The sequence below is a fragment of the Formosa sp. F44 genome, assembly GCF_056238645.1.
Window position 1 is genome coordinate 367,048 of record NZ_JBWDLJ010000001.1, and the last position, 25,149, is coordinate 392,196.

14 protein-coding genes and 1 pseudogene are annotated in these 25,149 nt (G+C 33.4%); 13 read left to right on the forward strand and 2 right to left on the reverse strand.

Going from position 1 to position 25,149, the window contains the following annotated elements; all coding sequences use genetic code 11:
• The first annotated feature begins 31 nt into the window (after positions 1 to 31).
• From AC0UBM_RS01465 to AC0UBM_RS01490, 6 genes and pseudogenes are all read left to right on the forward strand, one after another.
• Positions 32 to 3,091 carry a chondroitinase family polysaccharide lyase gene (locus AC0UBM_RS01465; protein WP_475687352.1) on the forward strand — a complete coding sequence of 1,020 codons (3,060 nt, stop codon included), beginning with the start codon at positions 32 to 34 and terminating at the stop codon, positions 3,089 to 3,091.
• A gap of 287 nt (positions 3,092 to 3,378) precedes the next feature.
• Positions 3,379 to 6,537 (forward strand): SusC/RagA family TonB-linked outer membrane protein, encoded by a 3,159-nt coding sequence (locus AC0UBM_RS01470; protein ID WP_475687353.1) that lies wholly within the window; start codon positions 3,379 to 3,381, stop codon positions 6,535 to 6,537.
• 12 nt (positions 6,538 to 6,549) lie between these two features.
• Positions 6,550 to 8,298, forward strand: coding sequence for a RagB/SusD family nutrient uptake outer membrane protein (locus tag AC0UBM_RS01475; protein WP_475687354.1), 1,749 nt, complete (start codon positions 6,550 to 6,552; stop codon positions 8,296 to 8,298).
• A 225-nt stretch (positions 8,299 to 8,523) separates the two neighbouring features.
• Positions 8,524 to 10,230 (forward strand): beta-N-acetylhexosaminidase, encoded by a 1,707-nt coding sequence (locus AC0UBM_RS01480; RefSeq protein WP_475687355.1) that lies wholly within the window; start codon positions 8,524 to 8,526, stop codon positions 10,228 to 10,230.
• Positions 10,231 to 10,585: 355 nt separating this feature from the next.
• A pseudogene (locus AC0UBM_RS01485) lies at positions 10,586 to 10,732 on the forward strand (5-dehydro-4-deoxy-D-glucuronate isomerase); the annotation flags it as partial.
• A gap of 196 nt (positions 10,733 to 10,928) precedes the next feature.
• Entirely contained in the window at positions 10,929 to 12,119 is a 1,191-nt protein-coding gene (locus tag AC0UBM_RS01490) for a DUF4861 family protein (protein WP_475687356.1), read from the forward strand.
• A 102-nt stretch (positions 12,120 to 12,221) separates the two neighbouring features.
• Here AC0UBM_RS01490 and AC0UBM_RS01495 read toward each other — a convergent pair whose 3' ends face one another.
• A complete protein-coding gene (locus AC0UBM_RS01495; RefSeq protein WP_475687357.1) occupies positions 12,222 to 13,265 on the reverse strand; it encodes a LacI family DNA-binding transcriptional regulator in 1,044 nt (347 codons plus the stop codon).
• Positions 13,266 to 13,455: 190 nt separating this feature from the next.
• Here AC0UBM_RS01495 and AC0UBM_RS01500 point away from each other — a divergent pair, with 190 nt between their 5' ends.
• The 6 genes from AC0UBM_RS01500 (at position 13,456) to AC0UBM_RS01525 (ending at position 22,493) form a co-directional block, all read left to right on the forward strand.
• Complete coding sequence (locus AC0UBM_RS01500) at positions 13,456 to 14,379, forward strand: nucleotidyltransferase family protein (RefSeq protein ID WP_475687358.1); 924 nt, start codon at positions 13,456 to 13,458, stop codon at positions 14,377 to 14,379.
• On the forward strand, positions 14,366 to 15,436 hold the full coding sequence (locus AC0UBM_RS01505; protein ID WP_475687359.1) for a phosphotransferase enzyme family protein: 1,071 nt from the start codon (positions 14,366 to 14,368) through the stop codon (positions 15,434 to 15,436). The genes AC0UBM_RS01500 and AC0UBM_RS01505 overlap by 14 nt, the downstream gene beginning before the upstream one ends.
• Positions 15,437 to 15,476: 40 nt before the next feature.
• Positions 15,477 to 16,805, forward strand: a complete 1,329-nt coding sequence (locus AC0UBM_RS01510) for a sugar MFS transporter (RefSeq protein ID WP_475687360.1) — start codon at positions 15,477 to 15,479, stop codon at positions 16,803 to 16,805.
• Between the two features lie 37 nt (positions 16,806 to 16,842).
• Entirely contained in the window at positions 16,843 to 17,829 is a 987-nt protein-coding gene (locus AC0UBM_RS01515) for a Gfo/Idh/MocA family protein (RefSeq protein ID WP_475687361.1), read from the forward strand.
• Positions 17,830 to 17,841: 12 nt separating this feature from the next.
• Positions 17,842 to 19,770, forward strand: a complete 1,929-nt coding sequence (gene nagB / locus AC0UBM_RS01520; RefSeq protein WP_475687362.1) for a glucosamine-6-phosphate deaminase — start codon at positions 17,842 to 17,844, stop codon at positions 19,768 to 19,770.
• Positions 19,771 to 20,177: 407 nt separating this feature from the next.
• Positions 20,178 to 22,493 (forward strand): DUF4955 domain-containing protein, encoded by a 2,316-nt coding sequence (locus AC0UBM_RS01525; protein WP_475687363.1) that lies wholly within the window; start codon positions 20,178 to 20,180, stop codon positions 22,491 to 22,493.
• 343 nt (positions 22,494 to 22,836) lie between these two features.
• Here the strand turns inward: AC0UBM_RS01525 and AC0UBM_RS01530 are convergent, their stop codons facing one another.
• Complete coding sequence (locus AC0UBM_RS01530; RefSeq protein WP_475687364.1) at positions 22,837 to 23,637, reverse strand: aspartate dehydrogenase domain-containing protein; 801 nt, start codon at positions 23,635 to 23,637, stop codon at positions 22,837 to 22,839.
• Positions 23,638 to 24,332: 695 nt separating this feature from the next.
• Between AC0UBM_RS01530 and AC0UBM_RS01535 the strand changes: the two genes are divergently transcribed.
• The gene (locus AC0UBM_RS01535) at positions 24,333 to 25,091 is read left to right on the forward strand and encodes a hypothetical protein (RefSeq protein WP_475687365.1); all 759 of its coding nucleotides are present in this window, start codon (positions 24,333 to 24,335) and stop codon (positions 25,089 to 25,091) included.
• Positions 25,092 to 25,149: the final 58 nt, after the last annotated feature.

Genomic DNA, 25,149 nt, shown 5'->3' on the forward strand with positions numbered 1-25,149 from the left:
TCAGTTTAATAATATATAAAACTATATAATTATGATCAAAATAGCTTTTAAGTTGGGTTGCTTCTTCTTTTTTTTATGCTGTAGTACAGAACTTTTGGCTCAGGATAAAAAACCTTATAAAGTTAATTTTGAAACGCAATCAGAATTAAAGCATTTTGATCATAATAAAAAAAGTAAGATTCAAATAAGTGATAGACACTATAAATTAGGAAAATCTTCTTTGCGTTGGGACTTTAAAGGAGATAGTTATTTAAAAACTAGTTTTTTCGATATCCTTACAGAGAAGGAAAGTCCGCTTGCATATGGCGATTATTTTCCTAATAGCCCAACTACAAGTTTTTCTATTTATAACGAAAATATCAAAGAAGGTTCATTGCGTTTTTCTTTTTATTCAAGGCATGAAAACGAGGAAACTTGGTTTGAATTACCTTTAAATTTTACAGGCTGGCGCACTGTTTGGGTTCCTTTTTATGAAATGAATGGTAATGCGCCGAAACGAAATACTTCTGTAGATTTTACAACATTTAAAATTAGTACAAACAATACAAAATCGGGAAGTATTTATATAGATGATTTGATATTCTCACAATATCAAGACGATAGATATGCTTATCCTGACTTTATAGTCCCATTTATTAAAAAAGATTTTGCGCCAGAACAAGATCACTGGATGCCATCTATAGAGTATTATAATAATATAATACATAGTAAGACGATTAAGGTTTCTGAAGACTCACAAAAAGACATCAATATTATTTTAGAACGTTTAAATGGTAGATTTTTAGAGAACCAAGAATTAAAAGACACCAGTAAGGAAGCAACAGTAATTTTTAATAAATTAAATTTAAAAGTAGGTGAAACTGTTAAAGGCAGACCGTTAACTTTTAGATACAATGAAACCTACTATAATGAAAGTCTTAAATACGATGAAGACTTTATGGAGGTTCATCGGTTTGGAATTATCTTAAAACAGCTTGCTGATTTATATTTACTAGGAGACGATAAATCTAAATCAATTATATCTTCTAATTTTATAATAGCTACTCGATATTTTTTAGATCAAGGATGGCAAGCTGGATCTTCTGGAGGCACACGTCATCATATTGGTTACAGTATGGAGGATTTAGCAAAGGCATTTTTTATTATGCGTGATCCTTTACAAAAAGCGGGACTTCTTGATGAAATTGGGGAAAGTATGCAATGGGTGTTTAATTTGGGTAAAATTTTAGCGCCCGAGGATAGCTTTGTTGCCAATATTGATTATTTCAATACCCAATCATTTTACCATCTAATGATCATTTATATGCGTAAAGATGTAAATAAAATAGCCTTTTTACTTGACGCATATAGTAAGTATATGTCAATTACGTTGGCACAAAATGATGAGCATGGTGTTTTTAAGAAAGACGGAACATCTTGGCATCATGGCGGACATTATCCTGCATATGGAATGGGAGCTTTTAAAAATTTACCTAAAGTATTCAGAACTTTATCTGGTACTCAGTTTAAAATTAGTACGGCTGGTCATCAAAATTTTAAAAATGCGATGTTAACGACGCGACTATATAGTAATAAATTCGATTACGGATTTGCAAATGCTGGTAGACATCCCTTAGAAAATAATTCTATCGAGCCCCTTAAATCACAGTTTCTAGATATGTTATATTCAGGTAATCCTGACCATACTTCCGAAATAGATAAAGATTTTGCCGGTGCCTATTTACGTTTATGGGGTGAAGAAGATCCTGTCACTCAACGTTTAATGAATACACGTAACATTAATTCTGAAACTTTGCCTGGATATCATGTTATGCCTTACGCTTCTACTTCTATTCATAGACGAGAAAATTGGGCAGCAATTATTAAAGGGTATAGCAAATATGTATGGGCATCAGAGATTTATATTGCATCTAATCGCTATGGACGTTATCCTGCCAATGGTACCATTGAATTGCTTTCTGAGAAAGGAGAAATTGGAAGTGGTTTTAATCAGTTAGGATGGGATTGGAACAGATATCCTGGGGCAACTATAATATATTTACCATTAGAAAAATTGGAGTCAGATTTATCCTTACTAATGTTTAAATCTAATCAGACTTTTGCAGGAGCAGTTAAGCATGAAAATAACGGATTGTTTTCGATGGCATTAGATGAAAGTTCAGGTTCTAACTCAGATGGTAAACGGGGAAATTATGGTTTTCCTGGGAAACTTAAAGCGTACAAATCTGTTTTTTCATTCGGTAATAAAATTATATGTATTGGAACTAATATTTCTAGTATTGATCAAGAAAATCCTGTAGAAACTGTTTTATTTCAGAATTATTTGAACGATGATATTTCTCAGACTATGTATAGTTCATTAACAGGTTCAATTAAGACGTTAGGTTTTCAAAAAAGCATAGAGACGAATACTCAAGATTCTTGGTACATCGATGCATACAAGAATATGTATCATCTAATATCAGATAACAAAATAAGTTTAAAACTGGATCATCAATATTCTTACCATAATAAATACTCCATTAATACAGGTAAAATGAATCCTAAAGGGAATGGCGTTAAAGAAACTGAAGGAGATTATGCTGTGGCGTGGATTAATCATGGAATAGCTCCCAAAAATGCTAATTATCAATATGTAATTTACCCTTTTTCGAACAAAAAGAGTATGCAGCAGGTAAAAATGGGCAATTTTAAAGATACGAGTTACACAGTAATAAAAGCAGATAGTTTAGCGCATGTTGTATTCGATAAATCCAGCCGTACCTATGGGTATAGTATTCTAAAAAATGATCAAAATTTGAATGTACCATACATCAAAGAAGTCTCCAACCCTGCGCTTATTATGCTGCAGGTGAACAATGAAAACTATATAAATTTAAGTATAGCCGACCCTGATTTAAATTTTATAGATGACTCAGGGAATCCCTCTCCAGGTCAAGGTCATCCTAAAGATTTAGAGGTTACAGTGTTTGGTAATTGGAATGTAAAAGAAAATGAATCTTTTGTAAGAGTAGAGCATAAAAATGGCAATACAGTGCTCACTATGGTGGTTCGAGACGGCGAGACATATTATTACGAATTTATAAAATAAACATCCATAATTAAATTAGATTATTAAACTTAACGATTTGATATTATTAAGTTAATGTCTTTTAACAAAATTTTACAAATAATTGGTGTGCTCGAGCACATAATTAAATTATAATTTGTAGATTAGTAAAATAATTAACAAAAAGTGTGTGGATTTAACTTGAAAATTGAAATCTATACATGGAATAACAAAAAGAATATCTGATGTTCTTTCATTTTTATTTATGTGTTGCCAGTCGCGGAGGTTAACATATAAAAAACACTAATAGTTTAACAAAAACAATCATTATGAATCATCAACCAAAATGTATGAATTTTCGGTCTAATTATCTGAAATCGAAAATGAAATTTAAGTTACATGTTTTAACTTTAAGTATATTATCATTGTTTATTCAAACTCAGGTTCGAGCAATACATGCTAATACTTTAATACAAACCACCTATCAAGCAAGTGAAATTTCGGGAATAGTACTTGATAGTAAGGGGATACCATTACCAGGAGCATCTATATTAGAAAAAGGAACAAAAAACGGTACAGAAACAGATTTCGACGGTAATTTTAGCCTTACAATTTCTTCAAATGATGCTGTTCTATTAGTTACATACATGGGATTTTTAACGCAGGAAATTAGTATCGGTGGAAAGAAAAATTTAGAGATAACCATGGTCGAAGATGCTACTAGTCTCGATGAAATTGTGGTTATAGGTTATGGTACACAATCTAAGAAGGATATTACTGGATCTATTAGTGTGGTAAAGGGAGATGAAATAACTTCCCGAAACACAACAAATGTATCAAATGCTTTGCAAGGGGCTGTAGCTGGTGTTACTGTTACACGTAGTAGTGGTGCTCCAGGAGCTAGTAACTCTATTAATATTAGAGGTATATCGACATTACAAGGAGATAGTTCTCCATTAATTTTGGTAGACGATGTTCCGGTTGAAGATATTAACGATGTTAACCCTGATCAAATTGAAAGTATTTCAGTTTTAAAAGATGGAGCATCTTCAGCTATGTATGGTTCTAGAGCGGCCTCTGGTGTTATTATTATTACTACAAAAAGAGGGAAAAAAGGGAAATTTAGAGTGTCGTATAGTGGGGAATTTATACTAAGCACTCCAAATGAAACACGCCAGAATGTCGATATTAATCGATATTTTGAAATGGATAACGAGAAATCATGGAATGATAATGGAAATACAGGTGTAGAAGATCCAACTTGGGCCTCTGATTACATTGCTAATTACAGTACCAATCACCTTGAAAATCCAGATCAATATCCAGATACAGACTGGCAAGATTTAATTTTAAAAAATTATGCAGATGGTTACAGACATAATGTTGCTGTTAGCGGAGGCTCTGATAATTTAAAATCAAGCTTAACCATGAGCTATGAAAAGCAAAATGCTTTATACGATTATAGTAATTGGAATAGGTATACTACGCGTTTAAATAATGATTTAAAAATCTCTGATAAATTTGGAGTAACAGCCGATATAGCAATTAAACTTACCACGAACAATAATCCCATCGAAGATCCTACGAATGCAGCTTTAAGCTATGCGCCTAATTATTCTGCGGTATGGGAAGATGGTCGAATTGCGGGTGGTAAATCTGGAGAGAATGCATATGCGGTATTGCAAAATGGAGGTTTTCAAACAAGTAAATCATATTTATTTTATGGTAAAATTGGTGCCTATTATAAACCGACAGATCATTTAAAACTATCAGTTAATTTGGCTCCTAATTTTAACTTTAATAAATATAAATATTTTAATCAATCTATACCGTATTACGATTATGATGATTCTGGTCAAACTGGAATTCCTGCATACATCTCAGGTCATTATGCCAATCAAAATAATCTAATAGAGAATAGGACCTTTGATAATACACTAACAACTCAAGCTCTTGTAAATTACGATAGAAAATTTGGAAACCATGCTCTAAGTGGAGTGCTTGGTTATGAGGAATTTGATGCAAATTATGAAACCTTAAGTGTAAGAGGAAATGAATTTGTAAGCGCTGACTATCCTTACCTTAGTCAAGCTCCTATAGACGGAGTGTTTGACAATGGTTCTACCATTTCTGAAAATGCTTATATTTCTTATTTTGGAAGGTTGGCCTATAATTATAATGATACATATTACCTTCAAGCGAATGTAAGACGAGATGGGTCTTCAAGATTTGGTAAAGATTATAGATGGGGAACTTTTCCTTCTCTGTCAGCAGGATGGGTACTATCCAACGAAAAGTTTATGAAACCTTTGGAAGGAACGATTTCTTTCTTAAAACTTAGAGGTTCATTTGGTTCTTTAGGAAATGATCGTTTAGGTAATTATTTGTACCAATCTGTATTACAATTTAGTAATGCATTAATTGCTAATGGATCTAATGTTGAAGCCGTACGATCTGCCGCGCAGACATATTTAGCTGTAGAGAATGTAACTTGGGAAACTACAATTTCTAGAGATATAGGTCTTGATCTTGCAATGTTTAATAATGCTCTTTCTATTACTGCAGATTATTTTACTAAGGACACAGAAGATATGTTACTAAGTTTAAGTATACCTACCCTAACAGGTTTTACAGATCCTGTAGTTAATGTTGGTACAATGAATACTAAAGGATGGGAACTAGCATTATCATATAATAATGCTATAGGTGATTTATCTTATTCTGTAAGCGCCAATGTATTTGACTCTAAATCTGTTGTAGGTGATATTAATGGTAAGCGTTTAATATCTGGAAATGTAATTTCTGTAGAAGATAAAGAATACAGAAGTTGGTTTGGTTATGTGTCGGATGGAATATATCAAACACAAGAAGAGGTCGATAATTCTGCTGTCACAAGTGCTGCTGTAAGTCCTGGTGATATTAAATATAAAGACATTAGTGGACCAGATGGTGTGCCAGATGGTGTTATTAATGAATTAGACAAAGATTATTTAGGAGGTTCTTTACCGCATTATCAATATGGAGGAACAATAAATCTGAATTATAAAAATTTCGACTTTGGACTAACAATACAAGGGGTTGGTAAACAAAGCTTCTATCTTTCTCAAAGTTATATTCGCCCATTTTTATACAATTGGCAAGCAGTAAGCGAAATCTATGCAAAAGATTATTATAGTAACTATAATACAGTAGCACAAAATGAAAATGCTAAATATCCACGATTATCTGAAAATTCTTCTAGTAATAATTATCGTTTTTCAGATTTTTGGCTCATAGATGGTGCTTATACAAGAATTAAAAATTTAACTATAGGTTATACTCTTCAGAATAAAGATATTCCAAAAACGCCTTTTACAAGTTTACGAATTTTTCTTTCAGGGAATGATCTTTTCACGTTCGATAATCTGCCAGATGGAATAGATCCAGAACAACAAAGTGGATATTTAATAACAAAATCATTCATATTAGGATTGAAGGCTAACTTTTAAAAAATAAATATCATGAAAAAATATATATTCAAAACATACATTTTAAGTTTTATATTAGGAAGTTTTTTTCTTAATTCTTGTACCGAGTTAGACTTATCACAGGAGGACGCAGCCAGTTCTGGTAACTGGTATCAAACATCTGAACAGTTTAGAGAATCTCTGAATGAAACTTATCGAGAGGTTTTTTGGCCAGAAGATGAAGTCTATGAAGGCATGGATGACGATTGGCAGAGACGAGACGCTCTAAATGCTATAAAATCAGGGAGTATGTCTTCAGAGAATACGGGTTGGACTACAGTATATAAAGGTGTAACACGAGTTATTGCCGTAATTGAAGAATTGGAAACTCAAACCGTTCTCACGGATGAAGAAGCCCAACAATATATGGGAGAAGCTAATTTTTTAAGAGCCTCTTTTTATTCTTATTTGATATCTCATTTTGGTGATGTTCCATTTTACGAAAAACAGGTTTCGGTAGAAGAGTCTTTTGAAATAGCACGTACTTCTAAAGATATAGTTAAAGAAAAAATTTATGAGTATTATGATAGTGCCGCTGCAAATTTACCAGTGTCCTACAACGGTTTAAATTATGCGACCAAAGGTGCTGCATATGCAATGAAAGCGCGTATCGCTTTGTACATGGGGGATTATGAAATCGCTGCAGAAGCTTCAAAGAATTGCATGGATTTAAATGCATACGAATTGTATCCAGATTACGGAGAGCTTTTTGAATCTACCACAAAGAATTCAGTAGAAACCATTTTTCATATTCCAAGAAGTGAAGAATTAAATGTTATTAGAGCAGATAATGTTCAAGATTTTTTACCTAGAAATCATGGAGGATATGCAGGAAGAAATCCTACGTGGGAGCTTTTAGCGTCGTACGAATGTGTCGATGGATTACCTATAGATGAATCACCGTTATTTGACCCTCAAAATCCGTTTAAAAATAGAGATCCTCGTTTATTAGAAACAATTGCTCCTTTTGGATCATTAATGGATGGAGATGGCCTTTCTCCGAGTTCTGGATCTAATTTTATGGATATTGACTATAATCCGCATCCTTTTGCAAAAGTGGTTAGAGATTATGAAAACAATATTGACATAAGAAATCAGGACACACGTTCTATAGGTGCTTATGCTGCATATAATGGACTTCTATTTAAAAAAGGAATCACTAAAGATTGGAAGGATTTAAGAACAGACCCAGATTTAATTATAATGAGATATGCAGATGTGCTTCTCATGTATGCTGAGTCGAAAATTGAACTAAATCAGATCGATGATAGTGTTTTAACGGCACTAAATACCGTAAGGGATAGAGCATACGCAAATTCTCCTTTCGAAAATCCTACAGTTACAACTACTAATCAAGATGAATTACGTTACATAGTTCGTAATGAGCGTAGAGCAGAATTAGCCTTTGAAGGACGTCGTTATATGGATTTGATTCGTTGGAGATTGGCAGAGAAAGCTTTAACAGGATATACTTACGGTCTTCTTACTGTAACAGTAGATACCAATATAAATGTTGCTCCAACAGGCCCATTAGTAGATAACCTAGTGAATAAGAATTTATGGTTTTGGGGACAGACACCAGAAATAGATGAGGATGGCTTACCTAGTTTTACAGGTTTATTGAATGCAGGATATTGTCGCACTCTAAACGAAATTATATTTCCGGAACGTCAATATTTATTTCCAATACCAGAACAGGATTTATTGCTAAATCCTAATTTAACTCAGAATCCAGGGTACTAAATTTCTAGAGGCACTAAGCCAAATAGTAATTATATAAAATAAGTGATTGGGTGAAATGATGAAAAAGAGAACTCTTCGGTATAAGTACTATTGTTACTTTATCGAAGTGTTTTCATCATATTGAACCTGAAATAGTACGCATCGATTTAATACATTATAATGTTAAATCATATAATAATTAAGGTCATTTATTTAGTATCTATTATAATTTAAAGATTAATAAAAATGAAAAATACTGTTTTAATAATACTCTCCCTAGTTGTATTGAGTTGTTCTAATAATTATGATACATATAAAAGCATTGACCATAGTTTAGCCGATTATAATATAATTCCAAAACCATCTCATTTAGAAGTTCTTCAAGGAAGCTTTAAAATAGATGAAAACACATCCATTTATAGTGATTCATTACTAAATACTGAAACAGAATATTTAGAAAGCACATTAAAAGCGATTACAAATTTATCTGTAACGAGGTCAACTAAAAAAGATGATTTCAAAAATATTATCAGTTTACAATTATCTGATGATATTAAAGCAGAAGAAGGATATACGCTAGAGGTATTGTATAATAAAATAGATATTAAAGCGAAAACAACAAAAGGTGCTTTCTATGCAATTGAAACTTTAAAACAGTTGTTAATAACCAGTGAGACTGAGCCAGAAATGCAAGAATATCTAATACCTGCCACGCGAATTGTAGATGAACCGAGGTTTTCTCATCGCGGTATGATGCTTGACACTGGGCGATATTTTTACGATATTGAGTTTGTTAAACAATTTATAGACTTGATAGCCTTACATAAAATGAATGTTTTTCATTGGCATCTTACAGAAGATCAAGGATGGCGAATTGAAATAAAAAAATATCCGAAACTAACAGAAGTGGGAGCATGGAGAAATGGGACTGAAATAGGAAGGACTCCGGGCTCTAAAAGTGATAATAAAAAACATGGCGGTTTTTATTCTCAAGATCAAATAAAGGAAATTGTTTCTTATGCTAGTATGAAACACGTTACTATTATTCCCGAAATAGATATGCCAGGACATAATGGGGCAGCAATTGCTTCATATCCTTATTTAAGTTGTTTTCCAGAAGAAGTAACACAGATGAATGATAATATCATTTCGGAGAAAACGAAAGAACTATTAGATTCAGGTGTTAAAAAAGTAGTTCAAGAATCTTGGGGAATTAAGGCAGATGTGCTTTGTGCGGGAAAAGAAAGTACTTACACCTTTTATGAAAATGTATTAGAAGAAGTTGCAGCATTATTTCCTTCCCCATATATTCATATTGGAGGAGATGAGTGCCTTAAAGATAATTGGAAACGTTGTCCTCATTGCCAAGAGTTTATAAAAGAAAATAATTTAAAAGATGAAGAAGAGTTACAAAGTTCTTTCATAAATCATATGAGTGATTTTTTAAATGGTAAAGGGAAAAAAATTATTGGTTGGGATGAAATTTTGGAAGGTAAAGTAACGCCAAATGCGACGGTTATGTCTTGGCGAGGTGTAACAGGAGGAATACAGGCGGCTAAGCAAGGTCAAGAGGTAATTATGACACCTAGAGAACCTTATTATCTAGATTATTATCAAGTAGCTGATACTATAAATGAACCATTAACTGTCGGCGGACGAGGTCCAAATACGGTTAAGGATATTTATCTATTCAACCCTGTTCCAAGTGAATTAACAGCGTCTGAAAGCGAACATATTTTAGGAATTCAAGGTAATTTATGGACCGAATATATTAGTACACCTAATTATGCGGAATATATGTTATTACCTAGAATGACGGCTATATCTGAAGTCGCTTGGTCCAAAGAGAGTGATAAAAAAGATTATGAAGAATTTTTACAACGTTTAAAAGTGTTTAAAAAGAATTACACTAAAATGGACGTTAATTATGCTAAACATGTCTTCAAAGATTAAAGTTATAAGACTCAAGTTTGGCAACCGTTATTAAGCAGTGCAAAAAAATATTTGTTTGTTAGTTAGTTTGTAAAAGAGGCTTGTACAATTTTGAGCCTCTTTTTTTTAATAAAGAAATTATGAACATATATTACGAAACGTTATGCCTCTAGAGCAAGTACAGTAAAAACCTACGATACTTAAGGATTAAGAGACGATTTTTTAATAGATAACTTGATGCAATTAGAAAAAATTAATTTAACCTATATGCATTATGACTGTTATATCGCAGGTTTTGCTGTACCAACATTAAAAGCTCTAATTCTAGATATTATAGAGCCTTTAAAAACTGCATGTTTTTTAGAGCGTAGAGAAGATGCAAAACCATCACGCAGTGATTTCTCCACCTTGGTCTATTCATTCAGGCTCTGGAACCTCTAACTATACATTTATTTGGGGTATGGCTGGAGAGAATTTAGATTATAACCATATGGATGTAGCCAAAATTACAGAATTAAGATAAGGTATATATGTAATGAAATATCAATTCATGTATGCCTATGAGATTTCCCTGTGTTCGTGACTGGGAAATATGAAAGAAAAGCTTACTTATTAGTCTGTTTTTAGATCAAAAAAAGAGCAATTTTATAAACAGAAATTGACGGATTTTTAGCGCGCTATACTTTTAAACGTCGGAAAAATTATAAATCAATATTAACATGAAAATCAATATATTATTCTTTTGTTCTCTAGTAGTATCGCTTTTTTCAAGCTGTGGAAAACAATCGTCTGAACAAAATATTATCACAGTAAAAAACACTTTAGACGTATCAAGAAGTTATGAGACTATAGAAATTTCTAAATTAGATTTAAAATTAGATGAGACTCAGGATTTCGAAAGTTTAGCCATTCGGGAGGTAGAAAGCAAAAAGGTTATGGTTTCTCAATTTGTAGATCAGGATTTAGATGGCGTTGCAGATGTTTTATTGTTTCAGCCAGAATTATCACCACATTCAGAGAAACAATTCGAATTATTTGTAGCAAAAGCCAATCTTGCTCAAGATACTACGGCTTTTTGTTATTCACGATTTGTGCCAGAGCGTACAGACGATTATACGTGGGAGAATAATAGAGTAGCTTTTAGAACATACGGCCCGGTTGCTCAGAAAATGATAGAAGATTCTATTCCAGGCGGTACATTATCTAGCGGCATAGATGCTTGGTTAAAGAAGGTAGACTATCCAATTATTAATAAATGGTATGCTAAAAACGATAAAGATCCTGGGTATTATCATATCGATCGTGGCGAAGGATTAGATAATTTTCATGTCGGTTCTAGTCGTGGGGTAGGAGGATCTGCGGTAAAAGTAGATACATCGTATTACATTTCTAAAAATTTCACAGCTTATAAAACCATTACCACAGGTCCAATAAGAACAAGCTTTGTATTAAACTATCCCGATTGGGATGCGAATGGTGACACCATTAGTGAAGAGAAACACATTTCATTAGATTATGGAAATAATTTGACAAGATTTGAAATTCATGTTGAAGGTACAGACGAATTATCTATTGGTTTAACATTACATGAAAATAAAGGTGCTATCTCAGAACAAGTAGAGGCCGGCTGGATTTCATATTGGGAACCTGAATACTTTGATTCTGAGTTAGGGACAGCAGTGGTTGCTCCTAAAGGTATTATGACTACTTCAGATTATTATGTGACGAATATGAAAGATCGAAGTAATCTCTATGCTCAACTTAAGGTGGTCAATAATAAAGTAGTTTATTACGCTGGTTTTGCTTGGAAGGAGTCAGAACAATACCCAACTAAAGCTTCGTGGGAAAGGTATTTAAATCAGTTTTCACAGAAAATAAATGCACCATTGGAGGTTACATTTAATAAATAATTTCAAAATATATAGAAAGAGGTTTTCAAAATTTAAATTTTGAAAACCTCTTTCTATAATATACATTAAACGCTACTACCACTTTTTTAAATTGTAGTCCTATTAATTTGTAATGTATTGCATAACATTTTCAGAATTTATAATATCTAAAGGGAGATATGTTGTTTGTGAAATTTTGTTTTGATAAATAAGAAATTCCGCTAGTTTAGTGACGCCTAAATGTGCTTGTTGTTTAGGGTTCTGATTTATTAAATAGGTTATATGATTCGAATTTAAATACTGAACATTCAAATCTAATAAATCGTAACCCACTAAAATAATATCATCTTTTTTTAAGACCGCTAATGTTTCTGCAACGAGATAAGATTTCGAAGTTGTAATAAATAGACCTTTGGTGTCTTGATTCTTTTTTAAGTAATTAGTTAAGGTGGTAGCTAAGTTATCTGCTTCTATATGCAGTGTTTCTATTTTATAAATTGAAGTCGCTTTATCTTTAAAGTAATCTCTAAAACCACTTTCTTTTTCTTGCATATGTCGGGCATTAGATATGTCTTCATTAATATGTATAATAGTAATGTTTCCTGCTCTTAGTGTAGTTTCAAATAACCTAGCAGCGACTCGTCCACTTTGAATTAAATCCTGTCCCACAAAACCCTCGGCAGTGATAGGTGTCACTTGATTATTAAATGTAATAACAGGTATATTTAAATTTTTATATTCTGTTATTGCTTTTTGAGCTTCCTTATAAAACAGAGGTGCCAGTAAAACAGCATCTGGTTTTTCCTTTAGAATCTGTTCATGTTTTTCAGTAAATGATTCCGTAAATTGGGGATTAAATTCAATAATTGTTACAATTACATTAAATGGTGCAAAGTCTTGACTTGCATTTAAAATTCCGGACTTGGAACGTTTCCAATAGTTATCTATTTTAGGATCAGGCAATAATACGCATATGTGATACGTCTTATTGTTCTTTAAATTCTGAGCTATAAGGTTTGGTTTATAATCTATCGTCTCTAAAATATCAGTAACTTTTTTTAACGCAACGTCTGATACTTTACCTCTTTTATGTAGTACACGGTCAACTGTACCTTTAGATACTCCCGCAAGCAAGGCTATATCTTTTATGGTATATTTTTTATTCATCAGTACAAATATAATAAAGTTTACTTTATTTTTAACAAATACATATGTGTACGAACACAAATATAGTGTGCTCGAGCACATTTTATTAGTTTTTTCTTTTTTTATTGATTTTTCATGCATAACTTAGCCTAAAGATTAAGTTATAAAGCAAATTCTATAAACGGAAATTTGCTTATTTAAAAATTATACTATGAATTCAAATAAACCCACATTAGTAATTTTAGCAGCAGGAATTGGAAGCCGTTATGGTGGATTAAAACAATTAGATACCTTCTCTCCAGAAGGAGATACAATTATGGATTTTTCTATATATGATGCCTTGCAAGCAGGTTTTGGAAAATTTGTGTTTATAATTAGAAAGAATATTGAAGATGAGTTTCGGGAAGTATTTAATAAAAAGTTAGCGGGTAAAGCAGAAGTGGATTACGTGTTTCAGGAATTAGAAAACGTACCCAAAGCTTATATTAATCTTGAACGTAAGAAACCTTGGGGTACAGGGCACGCCTTATTAATGGCTAAAGAAGCGGTAAAGGAAAATTTTGCAATAATAAATGCTGATGATTTTTATGGTAAGGAAGCATTTCAAACCATGGCTAAGGCATTGATGGCTACAGATAAGGATTCTTATAATTTTTGCACGATGGCTTATTTATTGAAAAATACGGTTTCAGAAAACGGATATGTGTCCAGGGGTGAATGTCAAGTTGATTCCAATGGGTTTTTAACTGATGTTACCGAACGCTTACATATCGAAAAAACACCTTCTGGAATTATACGAAAGGATGAAGATGGAAGCATGATTTCTATTGATGAAGACACCGTAGTATCTATGAATTTTTGGGGCTTTACGCCTAAATGTTTTGAGTTTGGGTCACAATTATTTGAAACTTTTTTAGAGAAAAATAAGGATAACCCAAAGGCCGAATTTTTTATTCCAAGTGTAGTGAATGAAATTTTAAATTCAGGAATAGCGACAGTTAAGGTATTAAAATCTGATGCCAAGTGGTTTGGTGTCACTTATAAGGAAGATAAAAAAATAGCTCAACAGGTGATTTCAAAATTAAAATCTGATAATGTTTACCCTTCAAATTTGTGGTCTGATGATAAAAACTAAAATAGAATCTATTTTTAATCAATTTGAACATGATTCAAATTATGTATCGTCTAAAGAATTAATCTCTGGACATATTAATGACTCTTATCTAATAGAAACAAAAACTTGTAAGGCATTTGTGTTACAACGCATTAATCACGAGGTTTTTAAAGATGTTCCTGGGTTAATTTCTAATAAAGTAGCAATAAGTAATCACTTAAAAAATAAGTTCCAAAATCTTAATGAATCGGAACTACATAGAAGAGTATTAACCTTTATTCCTACATCCGATGATGTGTCATATTACATAGATACTTCAGGGAATTATTGGAATTTATCAATTTTCATATCAGATAGTTTTACCCATAATGTTGTTGAAAGTGAAAAGATCGCTTACGAAGGTGGAAAATTATTCGGAGAGTTTCTGAACTTAACATCAGATTTTGATGCGGATCAATTGGTAGATGTAATTCCGAAATTTCACGATATGTCATTCCGTTATTACCAGTTTGAGGAGGCCTTAAATCAAGCCTCAGAAGAACGAAAAAAACAAGCAGAGTTTTTAATTGAACGCGTCGAAAGTTTAAGAGAAGAGATGCATATTCTTCAAAAACTAAAATTTACAGGAGAAATAAAACTACGGGTAACTCATAACGATACAAAAATTTCGAACGCTTTATTCGATAAAGATGACAAGGGGTTATGTGTAATTGATACAGATACTGTAATGCCTGGGATAATTCATTATGATTTTGGTGATGCTATACGAACTATTTGTAATACAGCAGCCGAAGATGAAACAAATTTAGATTTAGTGACTTTCAATAAATCCTATTATGAAGCGTATGAAAAAGGATTTCTAGAAACTGTTCATGATGCGTTAACACCTATAGAACTTAAGTATTTACCACTTGGAGCTAAAACTATGATTTTTATAATGGCACTGCGTTTTTTAACCGATTTTTTAAATAATGATATCTATTATAAAACTAAATATCCTAATCATAATCTAGATCGGGCAAAGAATCAATTCAAACTCATTGAAAGTTTTGATGAGCAAATGACATTAACTTTTTAAGTCTATACTAAAAATATCACCTTAAAACATTTATAAAATCATGTCTAATAAAATAAAAAATAATCCGAAAAAATCATCTAATAAAGTGGCAATAGCGATAATCGCGGGCTTGTTTTTTATTTTTGGATTTGTTACATGGATAAATGGAGCACTTATTCCATTTATGAAAACCATAAATGAGCTTACCGATGCACAATCATACCTTGTAGCTTCTGCTTCTTATATTTCGTTTGTAGTCATGGCTCTTCCTGCATCTTACATCATAAATAAGGTAGGCTACAAAAAGGGAATGTCTCTCGGTTTATTTGTTATGGCAATCGGAGCCATAATTTTTATTCCTGCAGCAGAAGCTAGGACATATTGGGTTTTCTTAACGGGCATTTTTATACAAGGTTTAGGGATGACGCTTTTGCAAACTGCCTCTAATCCTTATATTACAATTCTTGGTCCAATTGATAGTGCTGCTAAACGTATTGCCATTATGGGTATTGCTAATAAAGTAGCAGGAGCTTTAGGTTCTTTAATTTTTGGTGCAATATTATTATCTGGTATAGATGAAGTTAAAGCTAAATTAGATACGGTTTCTTTAGTTGAAAAAGATCAATTATTAAATACTATGGCAGATAGTGTAGTTACACCATATTTAGTCATGGCCTTAGTTTTAATTGTGCTAGGATTTTTAATACGAAAAGCACCACTTCCTAATTTAGAAGAACCGGAAGAATTAGAAACAAAAGATTCAAAATCAGTAAAAACTAGTGTATTTCAATTTCCACATTTATGGCTAGGAGTAATTACTTTATTCTTTTATGTGGGGGCAGAGGTTATTGCAGGAGATACTATAATCTCATATGGTATTTCGCTCGGATTCTCGTCAGAAGAGGCCAAATTCTTTACAACATTTACCTTACTCGCTATGGTTTTAACTTATGGTTTAGGTATAGTATTAATTCCTAAATATTTAAAACAACAAAAGGCTTTAATAATAAGTGCTACGTTAGGTATTGTTTTTAGCTGTTGCATTATTGTAACAACAGGGATAACATCTGTACTCTTTGTAGCAGCTTTAGGAATTTCGAATGCTTTGGTTTGGCCGGCGGTTTGGCCACTTACCTTAGATGGATTAGGTAAGTTTACCAAAACAGGTTCTGCCTTACTCGTTATGGCTATTTCGGGAGGGGCTATCATTCCTCCTTTATATGGGAAATTGGTAGATACAAATAAGGTTTCATTAATTCTAAACGGAATGGAAGAGTCTAAAGCATTGTCTCATGCAGCCACGAGTAGCTATTGGATTTTAATTCCGTGTTATGCTTTTATATTGTTTTTTGCAGTATGGGGGCATAAATATAAAAGTTGGAAAAAGTAATATTCTTTTAATAATTTAAATAGATGGTACGTGAGGTATGGAGAAATTATATAATTGGGGGATTTTAGGATGTGGCAGTGTAACCGAATTAAAGAGTGGCCCTGCCTATCAAAAAGTTGATGGTTTCTCATTAAAAGCAGTGATGCGTAGAGATAAGAATAAAGCTATGGATTATGCCAAAAGACATAATGTACCAAAGTTTTATGATGATGCCGAGGCTTTAATTAATGATCCAGAAATAGATGCTATTTATATTGCGACTCCTCCCGATTCTCATACTTCATATGCTTTGAAAGTAGCTAAAGCAGGTAAAGTCTGCTGTATCGAAAAACCTATGGCGCCTAATTACCACGAATGTGTTATTATAAATAATGCATTTAGTAATAAAAATATTCCATTATTTGTTGCGTATTACAGACGTTCTCTGCCAAGATTCGAAAAAATTAAAGAATGGTTAATTGAAGGACATATTGGAATAGTTCGTCATATTAATTGGCACTTAAGTAAGTCTCCCACTAGTACAGATATATCTGGAAACTATAATTGGCGTACAGATTCAAAAATTGCTTACGGTGGGTATTTTGATGATTTAGCTTCACATGGTATCGATTTGTTTGTGTATCTATTAGGAGATATACAAGCGGCAAAAGGTATTGCGGTTAATCAGCAAGGGTTATATTCAGCTATGGATGCTGTAACAGGGAATTGGATTCATAAATCAGGCGTAACTGGTTCAGGAAGCTGGAATTTCGGATCTGAAAAAAGAGACGATATGGTTCAGATTTATGGAAGTAAGGGAAAGATTAGTTTTTCAATTTTTAATGACTCACCAATAACGAAAGAAATTGGTTCTAGAAAAGAAAGTCTGTTAATACATAATCCAGAACATATTCAATTATATCACGTTCAAAATATACAAAAACATTTAATAGAAGGTATTAAACATCCATCTACAGGAGAAACAGCTATGCATACGAGCTGGGTATTAGATAATATTCTAGGAAAAAAAATAATAATAAAATAAAAAAATAATTTTATGCTAAACAGTAAGATTGACAAGGCAACAGGTTTTGAAAAACGGTTCGAAAATATTGGCACATTAGTTTATGAAGATTCTATTACAGGATCAAAAGCTGTCGCTAAGGAAATAGCAGATTTAATTAAAGTTAAACAATCACAAAAGCAACCATGTATTTTAGGACTTGCAACAGGGTCCTCTCCTAAAGGGTTATATGCAGAATTGGTGAGATTACATAAAGAAGAAGGGCTCAGCTTTAAAAATGTAATATCTTTTAATCTGGACGAATATTATCCTATGGAACCAGATTCAGTAAATAGTTATGTCAGGTTTATGAAAGAATTATTATTTAATCATGTCGATATTTTACCTGAGAATTGTCACATACCAGATGGTACTTTGTCAAAGGATAAGATTGCAGATTATTGTCATGCTTATGAGGCTAAAATTGAAGCATTGGGAGGAATTGATTTGCAAATCTTGGGGATTGGTGGTAATGGACATATTGGCTTTAATGAATCAGGGTCTTTGCAAAATTCAAAAACCAGATTAGTAGCTTTAGACCATATCACCAGGGTTGCAGCAAGTAGTGATTTCTTAGGGTTAAACAATACGCCAAGAACGGCTATTACCTTAGGTGTAAAGATGATTATGGAAGCGCAACGTGTTATTTTACTAGCTTGGGGAGAAGGCAAATCTAACATCATTAAACAATCAGTAGAAGGGCAAGTAACTAATCTGGTACCTGCGTCTTTTTTACAAGAACACAGTAATGTTACGTTTGTACTAGATAAAGAATCATCCTCCAAACTAACACGTATAAATACACCATGGTTGGTAGAAAAAATAGAATGGTCTGATAAGCTAGTTAGAAAAGCAGTTTTAGGTTTGGCATTACATTTAAAAAAACCGATTTTAATGCTAACCGATGCCGATTATATTGAAAATGGTATGAGTGATTTATTAGCAGATTCAGGGCCTGCTTATGATATTAATATAAAAATATTTAACAGACTTCAGAATACAATTACAGGTTGGCCAGGAGGAAAGCCTAATGCAGACGACTCTAAACGTCCTGAACGTGCAGAACCTGCTAAGAAACGAGTACTTATTTTTAGTCCACACCCGGATGATGATGTGATAAGTATGGGGGGGACATTTAAACGATTGCAAGAACAAGGGCACGAGGTACATATTGGATATCAAACCTCAGGGAACATTGCTGTTTCAGATGATGAAGCACTACGTTTTGCTGGATTTGTATGCGATTATAATACTAAATTCGGAATAGAAAATGCAGACGCCGAAAATATTTATGAAAAGGCCCTGACCTTTTTAAAGAATAAAAAAGGAAGTGAAATAGATATTCCTGAGGTGCGCTATATAAAAGGCTTAATAAGAAAAGGAGAGGCGCACGCAGCCTCTAAATTTATTGGTTTACCTGATGCCCATATTCATTTTATGGAACTACCTTTTTATGAAACGGGAGCGATAGAAAAGAAACCATTAGGTGAAGAAGATATAAACATAACAATGCAGTTAATCGATAAGATTAAACCGCATCAAATCTATGCTGCAGGAGATTTAGCCGACCCTCATGGTACCCATAAAGTGTGTTTAGATGCTATATTTAGAGCAGTTAAAGAACTAAAACCTAAGAAGTATATGAAAGACTGTTGGGTGTGGTTGTATAGAGGCGCATGGCAAGAATGGAATGTCGATGAGATAGAAATGGCTGTTCCTATGAGTCCGGATCAAGTGTTAGAAAAGCGTCACGGTATCTTTAAACACCAATCACAAAAGGATGGTGTAGTATTCCAAGGTTCAGATAGTCGAGAATTTTGGCAACGTGCAGAAGATAGAAACCGAGAAACTGCAGAAACTTATCATCAATTAGGATTAGCACATTATGCCGCTATGGAAGCCTTTGTGAGATGGCATTTTTAATACGAAGATGGGGTACTTAAATTATCTTGTACCCTGTTTTTTTATAAAATAGAAGAGGGGAATTAAGTTTCAACAATAATAAAATAATATTGTTTTAGGCGTAGTCTGTTGCTTTATAATTACTAACTGGAAAACTTATATCATTATAGAAAATAATAAATCCTAATGCTACTGCAAATGTATAATGGAAAGGAATATTATTCTATAAAGGAAAGCAATTTAATCGTACTCTATATGTTTCAATTCCTGTTATTTAGTTACGAAAGAATAAGGCACTAAAAAAGGAAGAAGATTAAAGGTATCAGGTATCCAAATTATATTGGAAACAGGGAATTAATGAACTTGCATTTTATTATCTAAAAGTGTGCTCGAGAACACTACTATATTAATCTATAAAAACCATTATTATGACTAAAACCAAAATTTATTATCTAACAGTATTAATGTTTTTGAACATTACTTTTGTTTCCCTTATTAACGCCCAAGAAGCTCAAATTTGGAAAAAGTATACCGGTGAAATCAGTAATTCAGAAATTCCAGATTTACCAAACTACGGATTTGCAGGTTATAAATTAGGGGAAGAGCCTATCCTTAACAGTAATGCCACAGTGTTTAACGTAACAGATTATGGAGCTATTGCAAACGATGACACCTCAGACGAAGATGCTATTAAAGCGGCGATTACTGCGGCGGAAAATGCTGGCGGTGGCGTTGTTTTTTTTCCAGCAGGCGAATTTATTGTTAATGAAACCTCAGGAAACGATCAATCTATAATTATTTCAGGATCTCACATTGTGTTAAGAGGAAGTGGCTCCGGTGTTGGAGGGACTATAATTAATATGAAAAAGGTTATGGCTCAAGAGGCAGGAATGGTTGGTGTATCTCAATGCAATCCTATGTTTAATTTTATGGCTTCCGAAGTAGAATCGTCACACACAAATCTAATTGCAGATAGTGAAAAGGGGACAAACTTTATAACTGTAGATAATGCAAGTGTGTTTGATGGGTTTAAATATATTCGGATGTATATGGCTCCGAATACAGATGCTAATATTTTATATTTAGATGGTAAATCGGAAGTTAATAGTAATTGGACTAATATTAATAACACGGGTGTAGAGGCAAAGGAATTTCATGAGATAGATTATATTTCTGGAAATAAAGTCTATGTAAAGGATGAATTTATTGATGATATAGAGTCTTCGCATGGTTGGACGGCTAAAGGCTGGAATATGATAGAGCAATCTGGTTTTGAAGATATTCATTTTAAAGCAAACTTTAAAGGTCCTTATGTACATCTTAAAAACTATCAAGGTGATTCAGGATGGAGAGCTACAAGATTTACAAATGCGGCGCATTGTTGGATTAGACGTTCACGATTTACAAATGTTTCTTATATAACATCTACAGTCGATTCTTACGCCATATCAGTAATTCAAATATTATTAGACGGTGTTAGAGGACATAGCACAGTGGATTTAGCCAAAGCTTCTCGATCTTTAGCAGGCTTAATTTGGGATAACACAAATACAGGTCAGTATCACGGTGTTAATATGTCTGGCTATACTACAGGTTCTGTTGCTTGGCGAGTAGAATCTACAAATGGAAGAGGTATAGATTTTCATGGTAGCTTTCCTAGATCGAACTTATTTGATGTATATAAAGAGTATGATCTTGTTGGAAACGGAGGTGCGACAGAAAACCTTCCAAATCACCTAGGAGGTTTAACATTATGGAATTTAAGTAGGGTAGGACCATTGTCTATTTTAAATTATAATTTTTGGTGGTTTTGTAATTATTGCGCGGCTGTAGTTGCTAATCCAATTATTGTAGGAATGCATGGTACAGAAACTACTTTCAACCAAGAAAGTTTAAAATATGAAGAGAGCAATGGTGCTAAGGTTTATCCTGAGTCCTTATATGAGGCTCAGATAGAACATAGATTAGGTGTTAAACCCGCTTGGATAGATGCTTCAATATCTGAATTTGAACGTTTAAAAGATGAGTGGTATTTAGTAGCAGATACTTATACGGAAACCATAAATAATCTAGATCTAAATACTTGGGGAAGTGTGTCTTATATTGGAGATAATGGTTTTAATTGGAATGTTAATGCAAAGGGCGTAAATGGATTTATCGATGATACTAAAGAGATCTACTTTCAAAAAGGAGTTACCGGAATTACTTCTAGTCCGATTAGAGGAGGTATACAGTCATTTTCAGTGGAATGTAAAAACCTTTGGGATTTAGCAGAAGAACGTAAAGTAGAATTATTAATTAATGGAAAGGTTGTGGGATCAACTGTTCATACAGGAGATGAAGTTTACAATTTAACCGTAGATAATATTGATGTTACAGATGATTTTGTATTAGCTATAAGAAATGCGAGTGTACCTGATGAAGGCGAGGAATTTAGAAGTCTAGCCATCGCTTTTGATAATATTTCGTGGTCTAGGGGAAATACGCTCTCTATGACAGATACGCCATTAAGTAATGTTAAAATTTATCCTAATCCGTCAAAATCAGGACAATTTAAGATTAAGCTTAATCATGTTATGACAGGTGTAATTTATGATTTAAAAGGGGGGATTGTAAAAAATAATATGAATTTATATAGTGGTGAAAACGTAATAGATATATCAGATTTTGACTCAGGTTTATATATTCTTTCTTTAAAGAATGAAAATGGAAAAATTAATAATTTTAAATTATTAAAAATGTAATGGTGTTTTTTGAACAAATTTCTTTGGACTAAGTGAACTCTAGAAAAATAAATTATGTTTAAGACATTTGTCGGAATGAAACTGTTAGAATTCATATCCTTGGCAAATACCGATATACAATATTTTGTGTAACCGCTAGTTTTATAGTAAGATCAGCCTTCTAGAGCTACTGTAACTATAAAACGCATTGTCCATACAGACCAAGTACTGTGCTGTCATATAAACAATAGGCGGTGCGTGGTTTTAAAAATACCCAAACGTTATTTGCTTATAGGTGTGGACTGTCTGCAGAACAAGTGTTTATATATAAGCGATAACGTGTTAGCAGGTATAATCGCCTATGCTAAAAAGCAATAGGCGATACAATATTTCTTAGGGTGTTTACAACGCTCCAACCGGCAATTTGAGCCGTTTTACTATAGACATCAACCACCGCATGGATCTGATTACTTTTTATTTCAATGCGGTGATCGTCTCCCACAAAATCAGGAATCGAGTGCATGGAAACTTTAATGTTTTCAGGACCAACAGAGGCTAGCGAGGCGGCCACAGCCACATTAACTCGGGTTGGAAAAAGAGCGATGGCTTCTTTAGCGTCTCCTTTAAAGACTTCTCGAGATTCTGTTTGTAAACTGTCGTTATAAACCGCTGTGTCTTTTAATGAATTTGGTCCTTTTTGAGTGGTAAACGTCACGGTGCTTTCTTCCATTAAAGAGACTGTTCTTAATAGATCGAAACCACCAATCGCTCCAGAAGCTAAGTGCACGCGAGTATTATGTTTTAAAGCCGTTTCTTGTACTGTTTTATAAAAATCGGCGTCGGCAAGCGCACCTATGGATAGGGTTACGATGGACGATCCATTTTTTAAGGCAGGTAAGGCCCATTCTTTAAATGCGGAAGGCGAAGCCGTTTCAATGATATAATCCGGTTTAAGTTCTAGAAGCTCTTCAAAAGTGGAGCAAGCCTTACAGGAATAGTCCATTGTTGAGGTTTCAATTCTATCAGAAATGTCTTGAGCTTTTGCAAATGTTCTTGAATGGCTGGCAATTAATTTAAATTGAGGTAGTAAATCTTTTAATAAGGCTTCTACTACTATATGAGCTAATTTTCCGCAACCCGCAATTGCTAATGTATACGTTTTCATGTGATTAAATATAATGGATTTTAAACCTCAAATTTAGTCCGCTTGGTCATGAAAAACTATGATAATGTGTTAAGATTTTACCTGCATTGAAGTTATAATACAATACGATATTTATACTTAATAAGGACGTGAATAAGCACAATTTGAAGAGAATCATTATGAAAAATTAGAGAAAGAGATGTTGTAATTGCTTTATTATTTATGGTGTAGTTAGAGCATCTCATTATTGAGTACATCCTTTTAAACGATCATAAAATATCATCTTGAAATTTATACACATTAAGAAAAGTTGGGAGATCCCATTTAAGGAAAATCTATAGCAAAATTGTTTGATTGTTTGTAAATGTAAAAACGGATTTATTAATAAAGGTAAACTAAAATATAGGCTGTTTTTTAGTACTTCTTCTTGTATACCAACGCAAACACCATTGGTGGTTTATTTTGGTTGTTTTGAGTTAATGTACACTATGTTAAGGTGTTACTAGGCGTGGGGTTTTGGTTAGTTACTATGTTTTTATGGCAGATTATACTTTCTGTAATTCATTAATATGTATCTTTATGTGTATATAGTCCATACTATAAGCATGTTATAAACACGGTATAAGCACGCTATAACCCCTAAGTAGCTATTTGGTTGCTATGGGTTTATTTGTCGTTGCGATGTAATATGGTGCGGACTTTTAAACACGGTAAATATGGCAAAGCAAAAAGGTATTATTCCGATAGTAGGTACGCTTGGCGGGTTTAATTTTTATTATTTAAAAGGGAAGCCCATTGTGCGTGTAGCTGGAGGCGGATTTAATGGTAAAGCGATTAAAACAAAAGCCAGTATGCAACGGGTGCGGGAAAATGGGAGTGAGTTTGGGCACTGTTCCCGAGTGAATAAAATATTTAGACAGGCGTTGCACCCGTTTTTTGCCGGGTACACCTTCTCGCACTTCCACAGCAGGTTAATGACGTTGTTTACCCGTTTAAAAACGCTAGATACCACAAGTGCTCGGGGAGCGCGACGTGTTGGGATTGGAGTAGACACCGCTTTCGGCGTCCGCGAATTATGCGATTTTGAGTATACACCAGATTGCAGACCACAAACCGTATTACCTTTTCCGTTTTCAATGGATTGGGGAACCAATACACTTTCGATATCCGATGTTCTTGTGACTCAAATTCCTTTTATTGAGGGGGCGACACATGTAATCGTGCAATTTGGGGTGTTGGATTTCGATTTTGAAACATTGCTCTATCAATTACACCTGGCTGATGCTGTACCTATTTCTAAAACCTTTAATGATACGCTTATTAGCATGACGCCTAATAATACTGTTCCGAATGGTACCGGAACCTTGTTGGCGGTTTGTGGCGTACGGTATTATCAAGAGGTTGCTGGTGTGTTGTATGAATTAAATCGTCCTGAGGCGGTTGGGATTGGAGTTGTTGGGGTTGATGTTAATTAATTTATCCTGAAATATTATTTACATACGGTTAACCGTAATCTTGTTTTAATAGAAAGTG

What these genes read in the sequence shown, in the direction of transcription:
- AC0UBM_RS01495 (WP_475687357.1), bottom strand. Translation starts at nt 13,265, where the DNA reads ATGAATAAAAAATATACCATAAAAGATATAGCCTTGCTTGCGGGAGTA.
- nagB (WP_475687362.1), top strand. Translation starts at nt 17,842, where the DNA reads ATGCTAAACAGTAAGATTGACAAGGCAACAGGTTTTGAAAAACGGTTC.
- AC0UBM_RS01530 (WP_475687364.1), bottom strand. Translation starts at nt 23,637, where the DNA reads ATGAAAACGTATACATTAGCAATTGCGGGTTGCGGAAAATTAGCTCAT.
- AC0UBM_RS01470 (WP_475687353.1), top strand. Translation starts at nt 3,379, where the DNA reads ATGAATCATCAACCAAAATGTATGAATTTTCGGTCTAATTATCTGAAA.
- AC0UBM_RS01515 (WP_475687361.1), top strand. Translation starts at nt 16,843, where the DNA reads ATGGAGAAATTATATAATTGGGGGATTTTAGGATGTGGCAGTGTAACC.
- AC0UBM_RS01505 (WP_475687359.1), top strand. Translation starts at nt 14,366, where the DNA reads ATGATAAAAACTAAAATAGAATCTATTTTTAATCAATTTGAACATGAT.
- AC0UBM_RS01525 (WP_475687363.1), top strand. Translation starts at nt 20,178, where the DNA reads ATGACTAAAACCAAAATTTATTATCTAACAGTATTAATGTTTTTGAAC.
- AC0UBM_RS01535 (WP_475687365.1), top strand. Translation starts at nt 24,333, where the DNA reads ATGGCAAAGCAAAAAGGTATTATTCCGATAGTAGGTACGCTTGGCGGG.
- AC0UBM_RS01500 (WP_475687358.1), top strand. Translation starts at nt 13,456, where the DNA reads ATGAATTCAAATAAACCCACATTAGTAATTTTAGCAGCAGGAATTGGA.
- AC0UBM_RS01475 (WP_475687354.1), top strand. Translation starts at nt 6,550, where the DNA reads ATGAAAAAATATATATTCAAAACATACATTTTAAGTTTTATATTAGGA.
- AC0UBM_RS01510 (WP_475687360.1), top strand. Translation starts at nt 15,477, where the DNA reads ATGTCTAATAAAATAAAAAATAATCCGAAAAAATCATCTAATAAAGTG.
- AC0UBM_RS01480 (WP_475687355.1), top strand. Translation starts at nt 8,524, where the DNA reads ATGAAAAATACTGTTTTAATAATACTCTCCCTAGTTGTATTGAGTTGT.
- AC0UBM_RS01465 (WP_475687352.1), top strand. Translation starts at nt 32, where the DNA reads ATGATCAAAATAGCTTTTAAGTTGGGTTGCTTCTTCTTTTTTTTATGC.
- AC0UBM_RS01490 (WP_475687356.1), top strand. Translation starts at nt 10,929, where the DNA reads ATGAAAATCAATATATTATTCTTTTGTTCTCTAGTAGTATCGCTTTTT.